The 19,857-nt window shown below is 48.1% G+C and carries 10 protein-coding genes; 3 read left to right on the forward strand and 7 right to left on the reverse strand.

Features of this window, described 5'->3' with window-relative positions:
- Positions 1-66 precede the first annotated feature (66 nt).
- From wecB to ACCI49_RS17005, 3 genes are all read right to left on the reverse strand, one after another.
- On the reverse strand, positions 67-1,206 hold the full coding sequence (wecB, locus tag ACCI49_RS16995; RefSeq protein WP_371840304.1) for a non-hydrolyzing UDP-N-acetylglucosamine 2-epimerase: 1,140 nt from the start codon (positions 1,204-1,206) through the stop codon (positions 67-69).
- Positions 1,207-1,380: 174 nt separating this feature from the next.
- Complete coding sequence (locus tag ACCI49_RS17000; RefSeq protein WP_371840305.1) at positions 1,381-2,478, reverse strand: LPS O-antigen chain length determinant protein WzzB; 1,098 nt, start codon at positions 2,476-2,478, stop codon at positions 1,381-1,383.
- Positions 2,479-3,771: 1,293 nt separating this feature from the next.
- Entirely contained in the window at positions 3,772-4,149 is a 378-nt protein-coding gene (locus tag ACCI49_RS17005) for a GNAT family N-acetyltransferase (protein ID WP_371840306.1), read from the reverse strand.
- A gap of 84 nt (positions 4,150-4,233) precedes the next feature.
- Here ACCI49_RS17005 and ACCI49_RS17010 point away from each other — a divergent pair, with 84 nt between their 5' ends.
- The 3 genes from ACCI49_RS17010 to ACCI49_RS17020 all read left to right on the forward strand — a co-directional run bounded on the left by ACCI49_RS17010 (position 4,234) and on the right by ACCI49_RS17020 (position 6,940).
- Positions 4,234-4,833, forward strand: a complete 600-nt coding sequence (locus ACCI49_RS17010; protein WP_371840307.1) for a tRNA-uridine aminocarboxypropyltransferase — start codon at positions 4,234-4,236, stop codon at positions 4,831-4,833.
- A gap of 549 nt (positions 4,834-5,382) precedes the next feature.
- Positions 5,383-5,898: an RNA polymerase sigma factor gene (locus tag ACCI49_RS17015; protein WP_371840309.1), complete on the forward strand. Its 516-nt coding sequence runs from the start codon at positions 5,383-5,385 to the stop codon at positions 5,896-5,898.
- 55 nt (positions 5,899-5,953) lie between these two features.
- Entirely contained in the window at positions 5,954-6,940 is a 987-nt protein-coding gene (locus tag ACCI49_RS17020) for a FecR family protein (protein WP_371840310.1), read from the forward strand.
- Between the two features lie 16 nt (positions 6,941-6,956).
- On the opposite strand, the gene ACCI49_RS17025 is transcribed toward ACCI49_RS17020, so the two are convergent.
- From ACCI49_RS17025 to ACCI49_RS17040, 4 genes are all read right to left on the reverse strand, one after another.
- Entirely contained in the window at positions 6,957-9,788 is a 2,832-nt protein-coding gene (locus ACCI49_RS17025; protein WP_371840311.1) for a TonB-dependent receptor domain-containing protein, read from the reverse strand.
- Between the two features lie 316 nt (positions 9,789-10,104).
- Complete coding sequence (locus tag ACCI49_RS17030; RefSeq protein WP_371840313.1) at positions 10,105-11,355, reverse strand: beta-helix domain-containing protein; 1,251 nt, start codon at positions 11,353-11,355, stop codon at positions 10,105-10,107.
- Between the two features lie 362 nt (positions 11,356-11,717).
- The gene (locus ACCI49_RS17035) at positions 11,718-16,133 is read right to left on the reverse strand and encodes a beta-helix domain-containing protein (RefSeq protein ID WP_371840314.1); all 4,416 of its coding nucleotides are present in this window, start codon (positions 16,131-16,133) and stop codon (positions 11,718-11,720) included.
- An 82-nt stretch (positions 16,134-16,215) separates the two neighbouring features.
- A complete protein-coding gene (locus tag ACCI49_RS17040) occupies positions 16,216-19,467 on the reverse strand; it encodes a TonB-dependent receptor (RefSeq protein ID WP_371840315.1) in 3,252 nt (1,083 codons plus the stop codon).
- Between the last annotated feature and the right edge of the window lie 390 nt (positions 19,468-19,857).

Consider the following 19,857-nt stretch of genomic DNA (forward strand, 5'->3'; position numbering starts at 1 on the left):
TTCCTCTGTTCTTCTACCTGGCTTAAGGAAACCAGACTTCTCGCCCTCCGCCTAAGGAAGTGCGTATTAAATTTTGTCCTTCAGGGTTTTTGCCAGCGCATAAATAATTCGCGCGCTAGCTTCCCCATCACCGTAAGGATTATGAGAAATGCTCATTCGCTGGTAAGCATCCACATCTGTTAATAAAGCATGCAAATTGCTATTAATCGCCGCGATTTCAGTCCCCACAAGCTTAACTGTGCCCGCTTCCACAGCCTCTGGTCGCTCCGTAGTCTCACGCATAACCAATACTGGCTTTCCGAGGGAAGGGGCCTCCTCTTGAATGCCTCCAGAATCAGTAAGGATTACATAGGCTCGATTCATCAAATAGACAAATGGAAGGTAGTCCAATGGCTCAATTAAGTGGATATTGCTGATACCATCAAGTAGTCGGTTAACTGGCTCCCGCACGTTGGGGTTCAAATGCACCGGGTATACAATATCCACATCGGGGAAGACCTTGGCTGTTTCAGCCAGTGCCATACAAATACGCTCAAAACCACCCCCAAAACTCTCACGCCGATGCCCTGTGACAAGAATTAATCGCCTGCTTTCCGAGAGAAAACTGAACTGTTTCTCAAACAAAATACGCAGACTCTTTTCTCTATCCAGCTTGGCGACCACTTGCAGTAATGCGTCAATAACCGTATTCCCAGTTACATGAATTGCATCAGAGTCGACCCCCTCCTTTAACAAATTCTGGCGGCAGGTGTCTGTTGGTGCAAAGTGAAGAGCCGTTAAAGCACCTGTCAGCTTACGGTTTGCCTCCTCCGGCCACGGTGAATATATATCTCCCGTTCGTAAGCCCGCCTCGACATGTGCAACTGGAATCCGGTGGTAAAAAGCAGCCAACGCAGTAGCAAATGTTGTTGCCGTATCGCCATGGACTAAAATTATATCCGGTTGGTATTCGCGAAATATCGCTTTTAATCCCTCCAGAATGGCAACAGTAACACCCGTCAGATCTTGCCCAGGTTTCATGATATTCAGATCATAATCTGGCTTCACCTCAAAAAGCTCAAGCACTTGATCTAGCATTTGACGATGCTGACCAGTGACACATATTTTGTCATCAAAACGCTCGTCGGCAGCAAGCGCAAGTACCAATGGAGCCATTTTGATAGCTTCAGGGCGTGTACCAAAAACGCATAGAGTCTTCAAAGACATTTGTTTTCCAGAGCAAACAACTCAAAACTGTAAGGCATTCGACTTGGGTAATAAATATTCCACCAAGCCTTTTAACAAAAAAGCCACCTTGACAAGTTTCTAACTCAACAGAGTTGACACTCTTGCCACAACTTTTTCCCAAAATTTAAACCGCTATATATCACCAACAAAACTCTAAACTGTTGCATGAATCGACGAGCCTATCGAGGCTGCTGGCTTTTGGTGCACTACGGCTTGCCTACTAAACATTAGACGAATCAGTGTGATGAAAAGGCCAAGCATTCCCCCTAGGAGCACTCCCAATACTAGAATCAATGCTTTTTTAGGCTTTATGGGTTCATCAGGGATTTCCACTACACCATCTGGGCGGGAAACAGCGACATTTCTTGGCGAAACCTGTGCGCTCTCAAGAAAACTATATTGCTGCTCTAGATAACGTAGCGAAGGTATAAACGGATCATCCGAGGTACGACCTTCCAAGGCCTCAATCTCAGCACGCAAGGCTTTCGTACCACGCATATACATCAAGTCGCCATCCATGAAAGCTGACAACTGCTGCGCGATTTGCCCGCTGATAACAGGGGGGCTCTCCAACCCCACCTTTTCCGCCATTATCAATGCCTCCCTGAGCTTAGCGAGGCGATCATTTTTGCGAATTTTTGCAAACTCTCTCAAGGCATTGAGTTCCTGCTGGATCTGCTGACTCCTCACCCCTGCCTCGCTTTGAGTATTATTCAATACGTCAGCTAGGGATTTCTGGGTCACCTGATCCAAGTAATGCTTAGCCCACTCTGCTGCCTGTGCTGGATCATGTCCCTCTACAGTGATGATGTAGCTTGGCTGGCTTTTAGTCGGGACCTTAACTCTCAGTACCTCGCCAAAGGCCTTGTAGAGTGCGTCCTGAGATCCTGAACGCTGCTTGCTATCGAGGGATGGTAAGTACACGTCTCGGAAGAATAGACGGCGGCTATCTTCAGATTGCAGGTTACCTGTAAATACAGCGTAAATGTCATCTACCAAGAAGGGCTCAAGCCCCGTCTTTTGACTTCGTACCAAGTTAAAGCCAGCAATATCGCTGATTGCTGGTGGCAGTACGCTAATACGTGCCTCATAAACTGGCTTACTCAGGAATGCATAAAGCGCAGCCCCCAAAGTAACCACCACGGTAACTAACACTACCAACCATTTTTGAGCCCACAGGCCCTGCACCAACGCAATCAAGTCGATTTCATCATCCCCAGGCGCCCTGCTCGGAAAATTAGCATTAGTCACTGTTGATTCACCTTGTTTTAAATAATTTTAATTTGCCGCAAGAGCGACTACTTAGCAATTCGAGCGCCGGCGCAAAAAATGGGGCATTTTGCCACCGCTCTCGGGCATTGCAACCCCTACCACCAACAGGAGTTGAGTTGATGTAGACTCCAGCTGATATCGATTGCCTGCCCACTACTTCATGATCGTTTTAAACTTCCAGCCGATTCAGAGCCTTGACCGAAAGGTTTCAAAAATTGCTTAGAGAGTGCCCCACAAAACAGCTTTGTGTGGTTGCGAATGATCTCTATGGATTCTACTATCAGCTGCTCTTGCCCATCATCAGCGGCATAACTATTTACGATGTTTTACTCGCTCACGGCAAGCTCCGATTGATTACTCCCCTCAACCACAGTAAGCGACTATTCAGGATGTGAGCATTGGGTGGTACTTCGACAATGGCATAAGCTTGAAATACATCATGATGGCCCCTTACCCCGGCAAGCCACCAGCTGCTGATTGTATACGAATTGGCCATTGATATACAGGTCAAACTCTTCCGTGCAAATGGACTCGCCTGTGTGAATGAGTACACCCCTTTAGTGTCGAGCCACTGTCAATCATCTTTTTTACATTGCTGACGCCTAAAGAAAAATTCACTACCAACAACGCACTATTCGGCTATAACTTTGACTGCTTTTTAACCACCCTCAACTGGAGTGATACCGCCAAAAATTTGCGAAGCCCCTGGTAAATGCCGAATAGATAAATACTTTCAATTTGGCGAGAGTACCTACATCACACACCACAAAAAACGAACTGGAATGCTCGCCAAGCTTATCCCTTTAGAAAGTCGGTAGAATGGCCGACCAAGACATTCCCCTCCTAGCCTTCGGGAATGCCTGCATCTCCCGCTCCCGCGCGAAGCACCAGCGATCGATTGATACATAGGGCAGCACTACCACTAGCCCGACTCAAAAAGAACAAAATATAGGCAAAATGTATGAAATTCCGGCAATCAGTGATTTATCTCCTCACCAATACCGCAGCCTAACCCCATTGGGCAGCACCGGCGGCATCAAGTGGGCTACGACTAGCCTCTCTCACCATTGCGTATTGCAAAGGGCAGCACCCCGCACAGCTACCCAGTCGGGGAATCAGCATTCTTCAAATATAAAACACCAAGCGATTGTGCCCGCTCATGGTAAGCAGCCGAAGGGGAATAAAGTTTCAATTTCACTGAAATTGAATAGTGCGCTGGCCGACCCGCCCTAGCGATAGCTCAACCTACGAGAAAAATATCCTACAGACCAGTCATCGATAAACCATTACCAAAATTGAGCGACCCTGCTTCAAGTAGCTGTGATACAGATCCTTGACAGACTCCGCCAACAGTTCGGGGTCTCCCCGTACAAACCCCAGGGATAAATAGAAGGGCTCTAGATGGACATAGGGAAATGTATAAGTTTCCTGATCGAAACGCTCAGCCATCAGGGTCAGCAGGCTGCGCGCGACACCCTTACCCTGATGCTCAGGGGCCACCGCAACCCCAGCCAGCAGCTTAAAAGCCTCATATCTTCTCAAATAACCACAGCCGACCACCTCCCCCCGCTCACTGCGCACCACCGCACAGTCCTCATTCCGTCTGGCTTTGCCACGAAATCCGTGCATGCGATACAATTTGTTCGCCAAGGGTATCTCTATGTCCGATAACCACTGAGCCTTGTAGGAAGGTAATGTTAATTCCATATGCCGCCCGAACCTTTTAGTAGAGAAATGCCCAGAGAAACCTGCAATACCTGCCTGCGTCCACCAAATGTGTGCTATTGCAGCGCCTTGGTCAGCCTGGCCAATGCCGTGCGGGTGGTGATCATACAGCACCCGCTGGAAGAGAAGCATCCCTTCAACACTGGCCGAATGGCGCACCTGTGTTTAAACAACAGCAAACTGATTGTCGCAGAGACTCTGTCCGGGGAACTTCAGAACCAACTGCTCAGCAATCCGTCAGGCCTACTCTACCCCTCCCTGGAATGGCTGCCAGATAGTATTGAAGTGGATGGTGCCGGATTGCTCGCCAACAAAATAGAAGGTGCACCAGTGCCCTTTGAGCAGCTCATTGTTATCGATGCCACTTGGAGGAAGTCCAAAAAGATCCTTCACCTCAACCCTCAGCTACAGAAATTGCCTCGCATTAATCTTGGTGGCGGCTTAAAATCCAATTATTCAATTCGGAAAACCTCTGTCTCTGATGGTTTATCGACAATCGAGAGTATCTCAAAAGCAATGCAGCTACTTGAAGGAAGAGATGACTTCCAACAATTACTAAAACCGTTTGAGAAGATGATCGAGTTACAGAAACACCACCGCCGGAATTAAAATCAATAATATATCGCTTTAGCTTTCGCAAATATTCAAAACGCTCCCCGTATCGCCACATATAATTCCTGCAAAACACAATTACTACCGGGTCAGAAGGAAAGAATACACTGCACTCGAGACGCGCTGTGAATACATCCCTGTAAACTCGTAATCGGCATCCATGCCTCATGCGGTCCCGAGCGCAGTGTATTCTTTCCTTCCCGCTTTCTAGTAACTCCAGAATGTCGCGAGTGTAATGGATTCCCTCCCTCCGCCTTTTCAGTATTTATATTCAATCGACAACTACCACTTTTTCAAAACACAATGTCCATCCCCCCCAAACGCCCAATAAGTAATATTACCCGCCACACCAACCAAGCTGTTGTGCAACTGTCATGACTGCATTATGACAATTTCATAAAAACACAATAAATAACACCTTAAATCGAAAAAAACATGTCGCACAGTCCAGATTCATACGTCTTTGCCTTATAGCAGCAGGCATAAGATGACTCCACAGGGACAGGGCAATTCTATATGTCAGATAGATTACCGCATGGAAGTCACATGAAGATGAATCAAGCAGAAGCTGCCAACGATAGCGTTTTTCTGGAGCTATCCGCAGAAAGGCCCAAGTTACTAAATTTCATTAGGAAACGGGTTCGCAATGCTCAGGAAACGGAAGACATTTACCAGGAGGCTGTCACCCGGCTTACCAAACTGATAAACAACAACGAAACGCCCGACAATCCCGTAAGCTACCTGTATCGTGTTGTGATCAATATCATTAACGACAGTATGCGACGGGGAAATAATTATACGATGGAAGTACTGAGCGACGATATTACCAGCCAGGACCCACAACCTGAAGAAAGAGTGGATGACCAGCAACGTCTCGCTATGTTTATCAAACTGCTCAACCGGTTACCGGTCACAACCCGAAATATTATTGTTATGCGCAAACTGCACGGAAAGAGCAATATCGAAATTGCTGAGCAGATGGATATCTCAGTAAAGGCTGTGGAAAAAAAACTTAATCGTGCTCTTAAGATGATTGAGCAAAATATGGAGCATCATTTTTAACCTTCAAAAGTTTGATCGGCGTTATCGATGGTTAAATGGTGAAGGCAAGACCACTATGAACAAAGATACTTCAATCACTCCAGAAGAAGAACAGGAAATATTTTCCTGGTTTCTCCACGGCACAAGGGAAAAGGCGAGCCCGGAAAAACGCAAGGACTTTGGGGCTTGGCTAAACCAAAAGCCAAACAGACAAGCCATAGCTCAAAGAATAGAGTACATCTGGAACCACAGAGACTTCGAACGGGCGCTTTTACAGATTGAGAAGACTGATCACAAGGAACCGTTAAACTCCAGGAAGGCAACTGTGCGGCCCTGGTACCTGGCAATTGCCACAAGTTTACTAATAGTGATAACAACCACCATGATGCACAATTCAAATACACCAAAATCAGCAAAGCGTATATACCAGACGGAACCCAAACAGGTAAGCAGCCAAAAGCTGTCAGATGGCAGTACCCTGGATCTCAGTGCCACTACCAAAGTTGCGGTAAGTTTTAACCCTCGTAAAAGGCGTATTCGTCTCTTTAATGGCGAAGCACAGTTCTCGGTGGCCAAAGATCCAAGCCGCCCTTTTGTAGTGGAATCCCGGCAAGCCTCTATTCGCGCCTTGGGCACCATTTTTAATGTGGATCAGCGCTACGGTTTTACAGAGCTCTCTGTGCTTGAGGGCGAAGTCATCGTAAACCCTCTCAAGCAAACAAGAAAACGCTTTGTTGTTGGCGCCGGTGAAATGCTTAGAATTACTGAACATAGCACTGGCGCCATTAAAACATTTGATCTGACCAACTATAAAAGCTGGATTGAGGGATATACTCAAGTAGAGAATCAGCGTCTTTCTGAACTCCTGATAGAATTTAACCGCTTTACCGACACCCCGCTAACCACTAAGGGAAACGATATTGGTAAACTACTGGTCAGCGGGAGTTTTGACCTGAACAATATTGATACCAATATCCAAATACTGGCCAAACTGCACAATCTTAAAATTCAGCACCAGGGATCACATACCGTATTAGAACGTTCAGTAGAAGAAACACCATAGATTACCTGAGCTAAAATCAGAAATCAGCCGAGAAGCGCAACTGGAATTTACGGCCCTCTGTATAGTCCATAAAAATCTGACCGGCCTGCACATAGCGCTGCTCCCCCTTTAAAAGGTTATCGACGGAGAAAGTCCCATAAATATTAGGCATAAAGCGCCAAGTGTAACTGAGCGAAAGGTTAGCCGAAGTATCGCGATATACGTGAGGGACATCAACGGTATCACTCACAATAAAGAGCTCGCGCCCGGAACGCTTATATCTAAAAGACAGACGTTGATCGCTTGCCAGGTGATGGTACTGTAACTGCAGACTCATCAAGTAGTCCGGCTGCCCCTGCAAAGGCCTTTTCTCAGATTGCGATCCTAAACTCTCTGGGATTTCCACTTCAGAATACATTTTCGAATAGCTGGCATCCACGGCAAACTTGTGGGTGCCATCCAAAATCCTGGAGTAATCCACCTCCAGCTCACCTCCGTAAAGCTCCGCAGCAGGTGTATTGGTATAACTATAAACATTAAAGGTGGTATCAGCACTAAGCACAGGATCAAAAAACACACCCTCAATTGCATTGTCGATATTTTTATAGAATCCCAGAATATTAATCCCAATATTTCGCTCCCAATTGTTATAGGCCCAACGCAGATCCCAATTTTCAGCCAAAGCAACCTGCAAATAAGGATTACCCGTCACCTCAATGCGCAAATCAACATCTTCATAGCGCTTCGGCATCAGCTCATTTACACTGGGCCAAACCACAGTTTCACTGTATCCGAAACGCAAGTTATGGGATTCAGAGGGAATATAACTAAGTGCCGCGGAATACAAATTGTGCCCCTCGTCCAGCAAAGGCACCCAAGCCTCCGGGGCATAATCCCAGAAATCCGCCTTTATCGCTTCTCTCTCGCGACGCACCCCCAGCAAAAACTGCCAATGTTCATTCCAATAGCTATTCGCCAGTAAATAGTGAGCACGATTCCTGCGTTTGGCCCAGTAAAAGTTTCCATTTAATTCTGGAGGATTCACATTAATACGTATGGGATCATTCAAGAGGAAACCATCGGTTCCAGGTTTACCAATAATATTCTCCGGTGTGAGTATCTCTGCGGGATCATTTGATTCCAACATCTCCCAGCTTGAATTTATACTCCCTTTAGGAAAAAAAACATATTCCAGTAAATAGCCATCCTGCAGACTATTCAGCAATTCGTAACCCAGCTTGATATCGCCAGATAGCGCAACCAAAGACCACTCCCGCACTGCGCTAAACCCACTGCCAAAGCTCTGTTCCTGCATCCGCTCCCACCCCACGTGAAAACCCTTGCTGCTGGTATCAAATCGGTAAGATGAAGAGGGATCTGCCCGCAGATATTGAAAGTCAACATCATAAGGCCGCAAATAACGAGAGCTTGCCGACGTCAAATGCCAGCGGATATCCCAGGGCACACCGGATTCAATCAGGTGGCTGCCGTACAACTGCCCCAACCATATCTGTTTACCAATCCAGTTATGCAAGCTGCGCAAGCGCCCCGGCGCATTGTATAAACTGCTCGATGCGGATTCCCGCGTTTTTATCTGTTCGCTGTAGATCGAACTTTGCCGCAGCAACAGATAATTTGCTCCAACGTGGTGTGTATCCCGCCAACTATATCCCAGCGCCACTAACGCATTAGCATTAATCTGGTTATCCAGCCTGCGGTGCGTTGAAATTTCACTGGCCAGGTATACCTCTTTCAGCTCATCGTTATCTGAAACAATATTGCGTCGGCTCATTACCTGTGATTGCTGGCTAACCTGCCGCCAACTATTGTGATACCCCAGGGAGGCACTCAGCCCCCAGTGATGATCTCCCGCTTGCCAATGGTAGACACCACTCAGGTTCAAAAGCCCATCCACTCCCGCAGTTCCCTTGGTCAGTGCGTAGTTAGTGGGTATCGACTCCCCGGCCGCCTCCCGCTCTGCCTCCGGCCAATCATCCAGATTTCCGTAGTGCGCGCCCGTAGCAATAGCCGCAGGCAATTTGCGCTGTGAATCCAATGACCCAAGCCAATCCCGCTCACTGGTATAACCAAGCAAAACCTCATCGCCGGTAGTACCGCTCATATAGGCGGTACCGGCTACCAGGGTGAAAGTGTTTTCCTTGGGAATGCGCCGGGTTTCAATATTCACCACACCGGCACTGGCATTACCCGGCGCATCGGCAAGCGCCGATTTATACAAATCCACATGACTTAATATTTCCACCGGAAAAATATCCATCGGCACCCGCTGGCTGGAGGGCTCCAGGCTGGGCATCACCGCGCCATTGAGTCGCACAGATTGATAGCGCCCGCGCAAACCACGAATTACTGCATAGCGGTCCTGCTCCATTTTTACCCCGGAAATCAACTCAAATGCTGAGGCCAGATCGGTAACCCCCTGCGAGCGTATTTCCCGAAAATTGATACTCGCATCCGCACCGCCCATATAGCGCTCACCACCATAACCCAGGTTATCGCTATTATCTGGTGTCAAGGCCTGGCCACTCACCACCACTTCAGCAATCCCGTCGGTCTCCTCTCTATCGACTACCGTCTCTTCCGGCAAATCCAGCGTTTCCCGGTACACCACCAAAGTGCTATCGATCAATTCATAGCTCAACCCAAATGGCCCGAGCAGCGCACTTAAGCGCAACTCCATAGTGGCGCCCTGCGCAGGCACCAGCACCTGCTGTGTTTGCATCAGTAATGGATCAGTCACTAACTGGAAGTGATATTCCTTCGCCAGGTTTTGCAGCACTATAAATAATGGCTGAGGCATATGTGGCTCGAAAGTACCAGATGATGGCACAGAGGCAACAGCCTGGGACACTGGCAATCCCAGTATCAACAAAAAAAATACAAACCCCCAGGCAGCCAATAAGCGGCTAAATCGCACCAATACCCCGAATCCTTGAGCAGAAAATATATCCAGAACTTACCCCAGCAAGCACTTAATCAGAAATTCTTGATTTTTAGCTTGCCGATGCTCGCAAAAGCCTATTGCCAAATCATGACAAAACAGGCGTTCAGCGCAAAGAAGCTCAAGTAAACCGGCCCATCTGCCTATCATATTAGTGCAGTCAGATCAAAAAAGGCGCAGGATAAACCCGCGCCAAATAGCGAAGAAATAAAGCAGGGATTTTTAATTAATCACAGTTAGGGGCATTCCAGAAGGAGGCAGAAGCAAAACCAGTCGCTAAAGAGGAAGCCGGCAGGGCCATATAGCTGGTGTTATCGTTCTCTGGAGCACAGTCGTACTCCATGGTGTTGAAGACATCGCCAGTATAAGAGGTAGAACTGCTGCCAATAGCACTGGAGGTATCGTTACAAGCCTTGCTGGCATAACCGAGAATCTGCACATTTTCAAAGTAGGCATCGGTGCCTTCCTTGAGCTTCAGCGGAACATCGGTAGAACCTGCTGTGCTGCCCACAAAGCCAACGGTTACGTTGGTAACAACACCGCGCGCAATTGGGGCGGCAGTCGCAGAGTCTGGATTATTAGCCAATTCGAAGGCGTGGTCGGCATTGTCTCCCTGGGCAATACTCACATTGGTAAGAGAGCCACGGTAACCTTCATCCCAATCCACGCTGTCATCTTGATTACAAGTCAGCCACAGGTACTCAACCGCGGCGTCACCACCAAAGAACTCAATACCATCATCCTGATTATTGTGAATATGCACATTGCTAATATTGGTACTGCTATTCACCGTGTAGAGAGTGAGGCCATTAATTTCACTGGCTTCACCCACTTCATGGCCACCCTCAGCAATCACCACATATTCCAGGGTGCCGCTGCTTATGGTTTCATTCAGATACTTTCCGCCACCGTAGTAATAGGATGCAGCAACACCTTCCATTTCACAGAGGTCTTGCCCGTCAGTATTGGGGCAGCCATTGCTTTCGCCAAAGCCCGCCAAGACCAAACCGCCCCACTCGCCACTGCCTGTCATATTGTTGTCTATAGAGGAAAATACGATAGGAGCAACATGGCTACCTTTTGCATCAATCTGCGCACCGCGGGTAATGACCAGCGCAGAGTTACTGTCTGCCGCACCGGCAATCTGTGTGCCCGCCTCGATCTTCAGTACGGTTTTGTCTACCGTGCTGGGGTTAGCGTTCTGGATATGGCCGTTACCCACCACAACAACCCCTGGCAGTGCCCATACAATTGGATAGGGCAAGGGAAATGTAGCGCTATTTTTTGCAAGTACTACCGTATCGTTTACCGCTATAGACGCCGGCAGATCGCAGCGCAAATGAGGCGCACCATTAAAGGTTACAACACCTTGAAAATTCCCATTGTTGTTACATTGGCCATTGAGACCCAAATCCGTTTCCGCATATGAAACTGAAGCCAAAGCCATCAGACCAACGGAAGCAATTACCTTTTTCATCACAAGCTCCACCTAATGGAAGTTAATTTTAAAAACATCAGATATTTATCTCTCTCCTTGCTCGGCAAACACCTCCTCGCCGGGCACTTAAAATTTAGCAAGGGGATATTTCAACCAAGCTTAATATCTAGATCAGTTTTTTCTCTCAAAAGAAAAACCTAGAACTAAAAAATATTAAAAATTGACCGTAGACGATTTAAAACTCTACCGGCGACATTAAATTTTTATAAAAAACCAGACAAGCAAATATCAATAAAAACAGAAGGTCAAACCGAAGAATACGACTTGAAAATATTTACCGGCACACACAAAAAGGCCGGTAATTGCCGGCCTTTTTTTGTATTAAAATCTTACTGGGTTTACTATCTCTCTCCACCCAGCTCCTCTCCAGCATTAATGGGAATAAAGTAATCAATAGCACCGAAGAAGGGGCTATTCGTTATAAAGTCCGTATCAGCAGACTCTGATTTGGAATAGTCGGGCTCGGCCTTACCCAAATTGATCAAACTTGTTGTCGGATAAAATCTTGACCATTCTGTAAAAGCATTGACACCGGCGATGTCCTGAAAAGGAGATTCGCTTTGTGCGCCAAAAACCCAATCCAAATAATAGATATCGCTATTCGCCTGGCTCGGAAACGGAATCGTGGAGGAGTTACTTGCGACACCGATTTTATTTTCGACTGGTTGAGCACTAAAGCGGTTATCAATCTGGTTTGCCAGGTTTTGGTCCTGGGATATTTCGCTACAGGTAAAGGCCACTTGATCAAAAATAACACTCTCCTTCAGTAGCGATATAATGCTCTCATCAGAGGAAATGCATTGATCAACCAGCCAAGTATAACCATACCAATCCGCCCAATCGAAATCAATTTTGTTAGTTCCAACAATACTATTGTGCAAAAACAAACCACTAGCGCTAAGTAATTCCAGCGCGGTGGTGGTAACACTGAGGCCTGTGGGGTCTGAGAACATGACCGCATCATTTCTATATAAAGTAAGATTGGATACCGTGGGCATGGAGCGCGGCAGTGCATCCGGATCGCCATTGCGCCCGGAAATCGTCGGGTAGTCATGCCACACACCATCTTTCTGGTACAGTGTGCTGACAAATTCCTCTTGAGTGCCAAGGACATTAGCAAATCCACTATCATTGATATAGATAGATCGTATAGAGCCCCGGTATCCATGGTTCCAGCGGAGACTATTGCCGGGTACTGAATCGGCAATCTGGACATTGCGCAGATTTACCACGCCACCATCAATATCTATCGCCGCGCGGCCAAAGTTCTCCTTGCCCCAGGCCACGGGCGTGCGTGGAACCCCGCTTAAATCCCCCAGACCAAAATACACATTCTCAATCTTCGCGCGGCCTACGCTGTTCAGGCGCAACGAGCCTTTTAATAGATGCAGGTTTTCAATATTGACGTTGCTATAGCTGTCATCATAGCCGCCGTGGTAACCGTACTCCCCCTGGATATTACAGACACGGCTACCGGGCTCCGCCATGGCCTCCGGGCACTGGTTATTGCGCGCAAAACCGTCGATTATCAAGCCGGCCCAGGTGTGCACCTTCGTATCCAAGGGGTAGCCTGCGGTAAAACGATGGACTTCATTTTCTTCACTATCAATTCGGCCTACCAAGTTGACTGGCCCGGCGGCATCCCCATCCAGCTCCGTATTCTGAAGACTAACATCGCCAATTACTTCCAGGGCGCCGCCGCGGGTAATATGCAGGCCGCCGCCCTTGGAAACCATCACTATACCGGAGGCTTCAATCCCCAGGGTTACCGGATTGGCCTTCATCGCCTCCATCTGGGCAATATCGGTAATTTTCAGGTGTCCCTCACCAATCCTGACCAGGCCATTAATCAACCACAGGGTAGGCGCCGGGTCCCGCTCGAGAAAATACCCTGGATAGACCTCTTCATTCACCTGGCGGCCACTCTCAATCGCTTCCCGGTCTTCGTCGGTAAAGGCATTCAGGATAAAGTCTTCGGTAATCGTGCCGCGCAATCCGCAGACCTTAAAGTAGGAATACACAGTACTTCCTATTTCCGGTATGTATAATTCTTCATTTATGTATCTGAAATCATCCTCCAGCACCCCCTTATAATCGCATTCGGCAGCCAACAATACGCCCACAGAGTCACTCCAGCCCAGGTACCAGTCGTCCAGGGAATCCAGTACAGAGCCCACATAGCCCACACCGGCATTCAGGTAACGGGCGGCGTCGCCGGCCAGGGAAAGATCCATTCCAAAGTCAATGCCGGGAATCTCGCCACCGGTGGCAACAAAGTTGCTATCCAAGACTGCGGGCACTTTGTACACACGGTCGAGCCCTATGGTGGTGGTAGCAAAATCGAGCCCACCGTCTTCTTCTTCATCCGGAACGGGGCTGCCGCAATCCAACACCACTTGATCGAAATAGATTTCCAGTGGATCGCTAAACTGCAGGTCTGAGGTGGCCTGGTCATCAATATCCAGGCAGGTGGCAAACTCGGCAACCACGGAGTTGTAAAGCAGCAGGCCAGAGCCCTGCTCCAGTAAAATAGCGGTATCCGAATTCTCTGCGCCTTTAACGGTGATATTTGCCATAACCGGGCGCGAGCGCGGTGTGGCGTTGTGGTCTGCGGAATAATTACGGCCCAACAAGGCATGGCCGCTGGACATTTCCCCCGGCTGTAAAATGGCATATTGCACCGTACCGCGATAGCCATTCATCCAGGTTACCAGGTCGTCTTTTACGTTCGAGATCAGGAGCCAATCGATATTCGCTGCGCCGCCATCCAAGGCCAGGCCATCGGTCTGGGAGTCGGCAATATCCAGGTAATTCAGCTCAACTTCGGCACCCACATGATGGAGTTTAAGCGCCGGCTGGCCATTACCCGCATTCAGCAAACGCAGGTAATGGATATTGACCCGCGGCTGGGCGGCCAGGGTACAGGCCGCTTCACTGGCACACTGGCTATCCAGGCCGTTAATGGTCATCCCTGCCCAGTGTATCTCGGCATCCTGGGATGCCAGTTCTACCGGGTCATCCGCGGTACCCCGCACGCTCAAGGCAACGCCTGCATTAAAGGTCAGCGAAGAGGTGGCATCCAGCAGCAGTTTGGAATCTCCATCCAAAATCACTTTCTTCGGCTGCTGCAATTGGGCCACTTGCTCTTCTCCACTCAGGCCAGCCAGTGCATTGCCAAAAGTTAGTGGCCCTTTCAGGCGCCAGGCTACAAACTCATCATTGATATCATCATCAAAATACAGGTTACTGTTTACCTGGCCCTGCAGTTCGCAAATGCTGTAGGTATTCTGCCCAATATCGACGGTTTCATCGAGGGGAGTGCCCACACCAAAGCAGGGTTGGTAGAGCAGGCGGAAATCGTAATTTAATAAGACTCCCTTTTGAAAGTTCGGTAGCCTTGCATTTGTAACCCCTTGGATGGCTGTGTTATCCAGTGTTAAATCAGACTTTAAATCGGGGTTTAAGGTATATAGCTTCTCCGCCTGGGAAAGAAGTGGTTCTGCGTAGTCGGGTACACCCTCTAGCGCGCGGCTGGCTTTATCGCAGTACAATACACTGTTGCTTAGCGCTACCTGGGTTGCCTGGTCGGCAATACTCAAGCAGGTATTAAACCCCTGCACCACAAAGTGCTCCACGGAAACATCCCCGCCCCCGGAAAGTTCAAGTGCCTTGGCCGCCGTTAGGGATTTATCGACAACAGTCAGCTTAAAGATTTGAACACCAGCGTCCTCTTGCATTGCCGGGCTGCTGGCTTCCCCCTTCAGGGCCACTTTGTCACTATCGTGATAAATAATACGGTCACTGCCTATCTGGCCGGCAAAACCACTGTGCCAGTGAATGGCATGCCCCTGGTTGCCCATTGCATAAGTTTGCGCTTTCAAGGCCCCGCCATTAAGTTCCAGGCCAGTATTTGCACTATACAAAACGCCGTCTGGCGATTTGGTTTGCGCGAAGTGTGGCGCATTAATGGTAATAGCGGCATTCAGCGGAAGGTTATTCTTGGTGTGCCCTCCGGCCTCGGCCACATAGCCACTAAAGCCACTTAAAAATTGGCGACCACTCAGATCTTTTTCGTTGAGCACCGAACTTCCATAGCGGGTCTCGGTTTGAGATAAACCCCCATAGTAACCCCAGGGCCCTTTAATATTGCAAAAACTCTCGTTACTGGTGCTGTCGCCACAGTCTGGATGGTAGCCAACGCTATTCACCACAACACCACCCCATTCGCCACCACCGGAACGGTTGTCATCGATAGACTCTATATCCATAACTAGATGGGCATTGCGATGCACCACAACCACGCTGCCCTGCCGTGCGTAGACGCGCACATTCTGCGCTGTAATTTCAGCTATATCGTCAGCCTGTAAGGCTGCCAGTGTTGCATAGCTTTTGCTCTGGCCTATTTCGTAAATGCCATCAAGCACCCAAGCCAGGGGTTCATATTGGTGGCTGTCTTTAAGCTTGATGTACCCCGACTGGCCAAAGTCCTGACTTAAAAGGCAGGCCTGGGTTTCGACACCGTCTACCATGATCGGATCAATGGCAGTGCCAACAACCCCACCCTGTGCTAGCTCACATTGCTGCAGGGACAGATCCAGTGGTTGCTCCTGTGCAATTTCATCGGAAGACTCTCCGCTACAGGCAGCCAGGAGAAGGGCGCTGCCCAACAACATCACGCGCTTGCGCAAAGAGCTGCCCAGCCGACAGGTGATTTTTTTGCGCATTTTATCCATCGCACAATCTTTTCTCTTAGACATGATTCTATCCAAGTGGTCTTTAAAAATTTGTATATGGTTCAGCCATATCAGTTATAAACGCTCAATAGAAATTGGTATTTCTTTAATAGCTATAGCTGGCTTTTAATTTGAACTTGCGTCCGCTGGAGTATTTCAAATAGGGAGTATCATAACCGTCGTACTCCATCCGGTGTTCTTCATCCAGCAAATTGTCGATTGAGGCAGACAAAGACAGTCCGTTCAGGAAATTTTTCTTGTAAATAAGCCGAAGATCGTTATAGGGCAATTCATAGACATCAGACGGCACTTTTTCCAAGCCAGGGTTTGCGATAGCCAGCTCTTTGCCCTTGCGATTAAACACCAGGGTAACCTCCTGGCCACTGTCGATATGGTCATAACCCAGCTGCAGGTTAGTGACATAGTCTGGCTGCCCCTGCAACCCGCGTTTTATTAGCACCGGAGATAATTCAGGCCCCCCGATTGTTTCCACTTCTGAACGAATATCCGCGTAATTAAACTGGACAAACAATTCGTGGCCCTGATCCCGCCCCAAGGTAAACTCCCGGCGCAGGTCCAGCTCCCATCCATACACTTCTGCCTTTTCTGCATTGTCGAAAGTATAAAAATCGAAAACATCACCGCTCTTGGCAAAGCGGTTTTCGATCGCATTTACCATACCCTTGGTAAAATAGGCCAAAGTGATGGACTCGGACTCTGAGGGATACCACTCAAGACGCATATCAATATTGTCAATATCTGCGGGTTTTAACTCCGGATTTCCGACATATTGCTCAAGGGTTTCCACATCAGAGAACACACGGGGCATTACTTCATAAATTTCTGGCCAACTGACTGTTTCAGTATAAGCAGTGCGCAGCTGCCACTGATCATTAAACAGATAGGTAAAACTTACCGAAGGGGAAGTGCGCTCTTTATCCAACAATTCAACCAGAGGCTCTGGTGTGTATGCATATTGCTCTGCAGAGAAATTGTACTTTTCTTTACGTACGCCGAGGTTTATCTTGAGTTTCTCCTGAATATCCATTTCAATAAGGCCATAGGCTGCATCGATATCCTGCTCGGCGATATAGCTATCTCCGGAAAACCCAACATCTTTCTCACCAATTATCCGGCCAATACTCAAATAAAAACCATAGCGACCTGGCGCACCGGAAATATTTTCTGGAGCGTACACTTGAGTTGGGTCAGGATTTTCATAAACTTCCAGCGGTAGATCTGGGCCATTCCTAAGCTTGTAATAGTGATAGGCACCTTCCCGATTCCTCTGCATATCCAAAAGCCCAGCCTTTAATACCAATGAGGCCCAGTTAAATCCCACTATTGGTAGGGAAATATCCAGCTTATTTGCCGACGAATCCTCTTCCATCTTTTCCCAGAGATTGTACTGGGAAAAATTTGATGTATTTATTGAGTAGCTAGATCCATTACTTCGCCTGTAGGAATACTGAGTAGCATTTGGGCGATCGTATTCGCTATTGGCCTCCATCAATTGCCACTGGACTTCAAGATCACCCAGATAGCTCATCCAACCTCTTCTCGATGATAAAGAGACGCTGTGTTCACCCCAAAGTTGGTGACTCAAAAGCTGTTCTTCAATCCAGTCCACATTCTGGTATAAAATTTTCTCAAGATCTAAATCGGCTTTTATTTCATCAATTTGGCTTTCGGATAAAGCTCCCTGTAGAGAGCTTGGCGCTGAGTGGTGAACCGAGATTTCTGCGGAATTAGTAGTATGGCGCAATACAATATTATTCAGCCCCAGGCGATGCTGATCGCTGATATTCCATTCCAGATTTAACATGGCGCTCAGATCAATTACATTGTTGGAATCATGTGTCTCCACGATGGAATCAATATCCAGTTCTTCCCGGTTTATGCTGTAGCGGGTACTTTGCTTGATATTGTTACTCCATTTATTCGCGTAACGCACCGCACCGATAAGGCCAAAGCTCTGCTCGCCGATATCCCAACTGTTGCCGCCGCTAAAGCCCATAGTTGAGTCAACTTGCGCCTCGCCAGTTTCAATCGCATTATGGGGTATGCTACGCGCAATTCCCTGTATATCTTCTTCAGTAAAATCGCCGACACTATCCGTATCTTGGTCTGGATTCAGGTAGAAAAACAGCGTTTGCCCCAATTCATCCGGTAACTCACGCGTTCCATCATCCATGCCGAGCCAGTCCCGGTCTCCCTCGGTGCCGGACATCAAAATATCATCGCCATGCATATCGCCGTGGCTTGCAGAGTAAGAAACCTTAAAGAACCCCTCCTGTGGGGCTTCTTTGGTGCGCATAGAGATATGCCCTGCGGTAGCGCTGGAGGGCACATCTGCCGAGGCACTTTTCTGCAAACTCACGCCCTGCATAATGCCTGCGGGGAAGATATCCAGAGGCAGATCCCGTCGCGCTGGATCGGTACTGGGTAAAAGTGCCCCATTGAAGTCCGTGGATTGGTAGCGACTCTTCATACCACGCACAATGGGGAAACGATCATCTTCAAGGGTTACCCCAACCACGCGCTTAAGCGCGCTGCTCACCATAGAATCATCGAAACGGGCAATTTGCGTGAAATCAATACTGTCTACAACTGACGAAGATACTCGCTCAATTTCAATAGGATTGCCCGGCAGGTAACGGCCCAGCACCTGTACTTCTTCCAGCGTATCTCTCCCTTCGCCAACAAATACATCTGCACTTGCGAGCTGAATATCCAGGACCAGATTGATTTTTGACAATACACGAAGTGCGCTCAGTTGGGCTGTCTGGTAATCCGGATGCTCCAATTGCAGCTGGTAGGTACCCGGGGCAAGCTGTAATGCAAAATTACCATACCGATCAGTAACCGTTTGCTCAGCGCTCCAAACAACTTTAACCGCAACATTGCGTAGCGGCTGCTCCCCTTCAAGCGCACTTACGGTGCCTTGAATAACTCCAGACGCCAGACTTTCGGATTGAAAAGTTTCCGAGGCAAAACCGTTCTCATCTACCGCTGCGAGCGCCATTTTCTGAATAGACTTTACACTGCGCCCGGTTTCCGACTCGGTATTAACAGTAACCAGGGCTACCTCATCCTCTGTTACTGTAAAGGCGTAAGACTCCAGACCTTTTCCCAGGTCCAGCTGTAGGCTGTGTCGACCGGAGGGAATGGAATCGCTCCAAAAGGAGCCCTTGGCATCACTGGAACCTAAACGCTCACCGTTCAACAATACTTCAGTTTGCCCGGCGGGCTCACCGTCAACATATAAATCCAGCTTCAGCCCCGCGGCCTCTAGCTGACCAGCAATCACCATGCCAATAGCGGTACACAGCAACCTTTTGGAAGCCTTAAATTTCATATCACCCCCACTCAAGAATATAAATTAAAAAATCTTGATGTCGTGCCTGCCATAATCAGGCCGCCTAGGCAACCGCAACCCAGTACCATTTATCAGGTATGGAGCAGACATCGAATAAACAACCAACCCATGCAAAGACGCTGAATATTTAGCGGGGCGACAAGCGGAAAGTTAAATTTTGGTTAAACTTTTGCAGTAAAAAACCAAAAAATTTTAGTTGGCGGGAAGTGAAATCATTCAGGACAAAAAGCATAAAACTTTTTAGTTGGCAAGAAACGCAAACATATCAATGTTACAAATTGCCTAAAAATAGTTCTCTATAGCATTAAATCAGCAACCACCCGCATAGCGGGTGGTATGATGAAAGCCCCCTGAGGGGGCTAATTACAA

Origin of the sequence: Microbulbifer epialgicus, from assembly GCF_041447265.1 — a bacterium.
In the GTDB taxonomy this organism is placed as follows: domain Bacteria; phylum Pseudomonadota; class Gammaproteobacteria; order Pseudomonadales; family Cellvibrionaceae; genus Microbulbifer; species Microbulbifer epialgicus.

What these genes read in the sequence shown, in the direction of transcription:
- ACCI49_RS17015 (WP_371840309.1), top strand. Translation starts at nt 5,383, where the DNA reads ATGAAGATGAATCAAGCAGAAGCTGCCAACGATAGCGTTTTTCTGGAG.
- ACCI49_RS17010 (WP_371840307.1), top strand. Translation starts at nt 4,234, where the DNA reads ATGCCCAGAGAAACCTGCAATACCTGCCTGCGTCCACCAAATGTGTGC.
- ACCI49_RS17035 (WP_371840314.1), bottom strand. Translation starts at nt 16,133, where the DNA reads ATGTCTAAGAGAAAAGATTGTGCGATGGATAAAATGCGCAAAAAAATC.
- ACCI49_RS17040 (WP_371840315.1), bottom strand. Translation starts at nt 19,467, where the DNA reads ATGAAATTTAAGGCTTCCAAAAGGTTGCTGTGTACCGCTATTGGCATG.
- wecB (WP_371840304.1), bottom strand. Translation starts at nt 1,206, where the DNA reads ATGTCTTTGAAGACTCTATGCGTTTTTGGTACACGCCCTGAAGCTATC.
- ACCI49_RS17030 (WP_371840313.1), bottom strand. Translation starts at nt 11,355, where the DNA reads ATGAAAAAGGTAATTGCTTCCGTTGGTCTGATGGCTTTGGCTTCAGTT.
- ACCI49_RS17020 (WP_371840310.1), top strand. Translation starts at nt 5,954, where the DNA reads ATGAACAAAGATACTTCAATCACTCCAGAAGAAGAACAGGAAATATTT.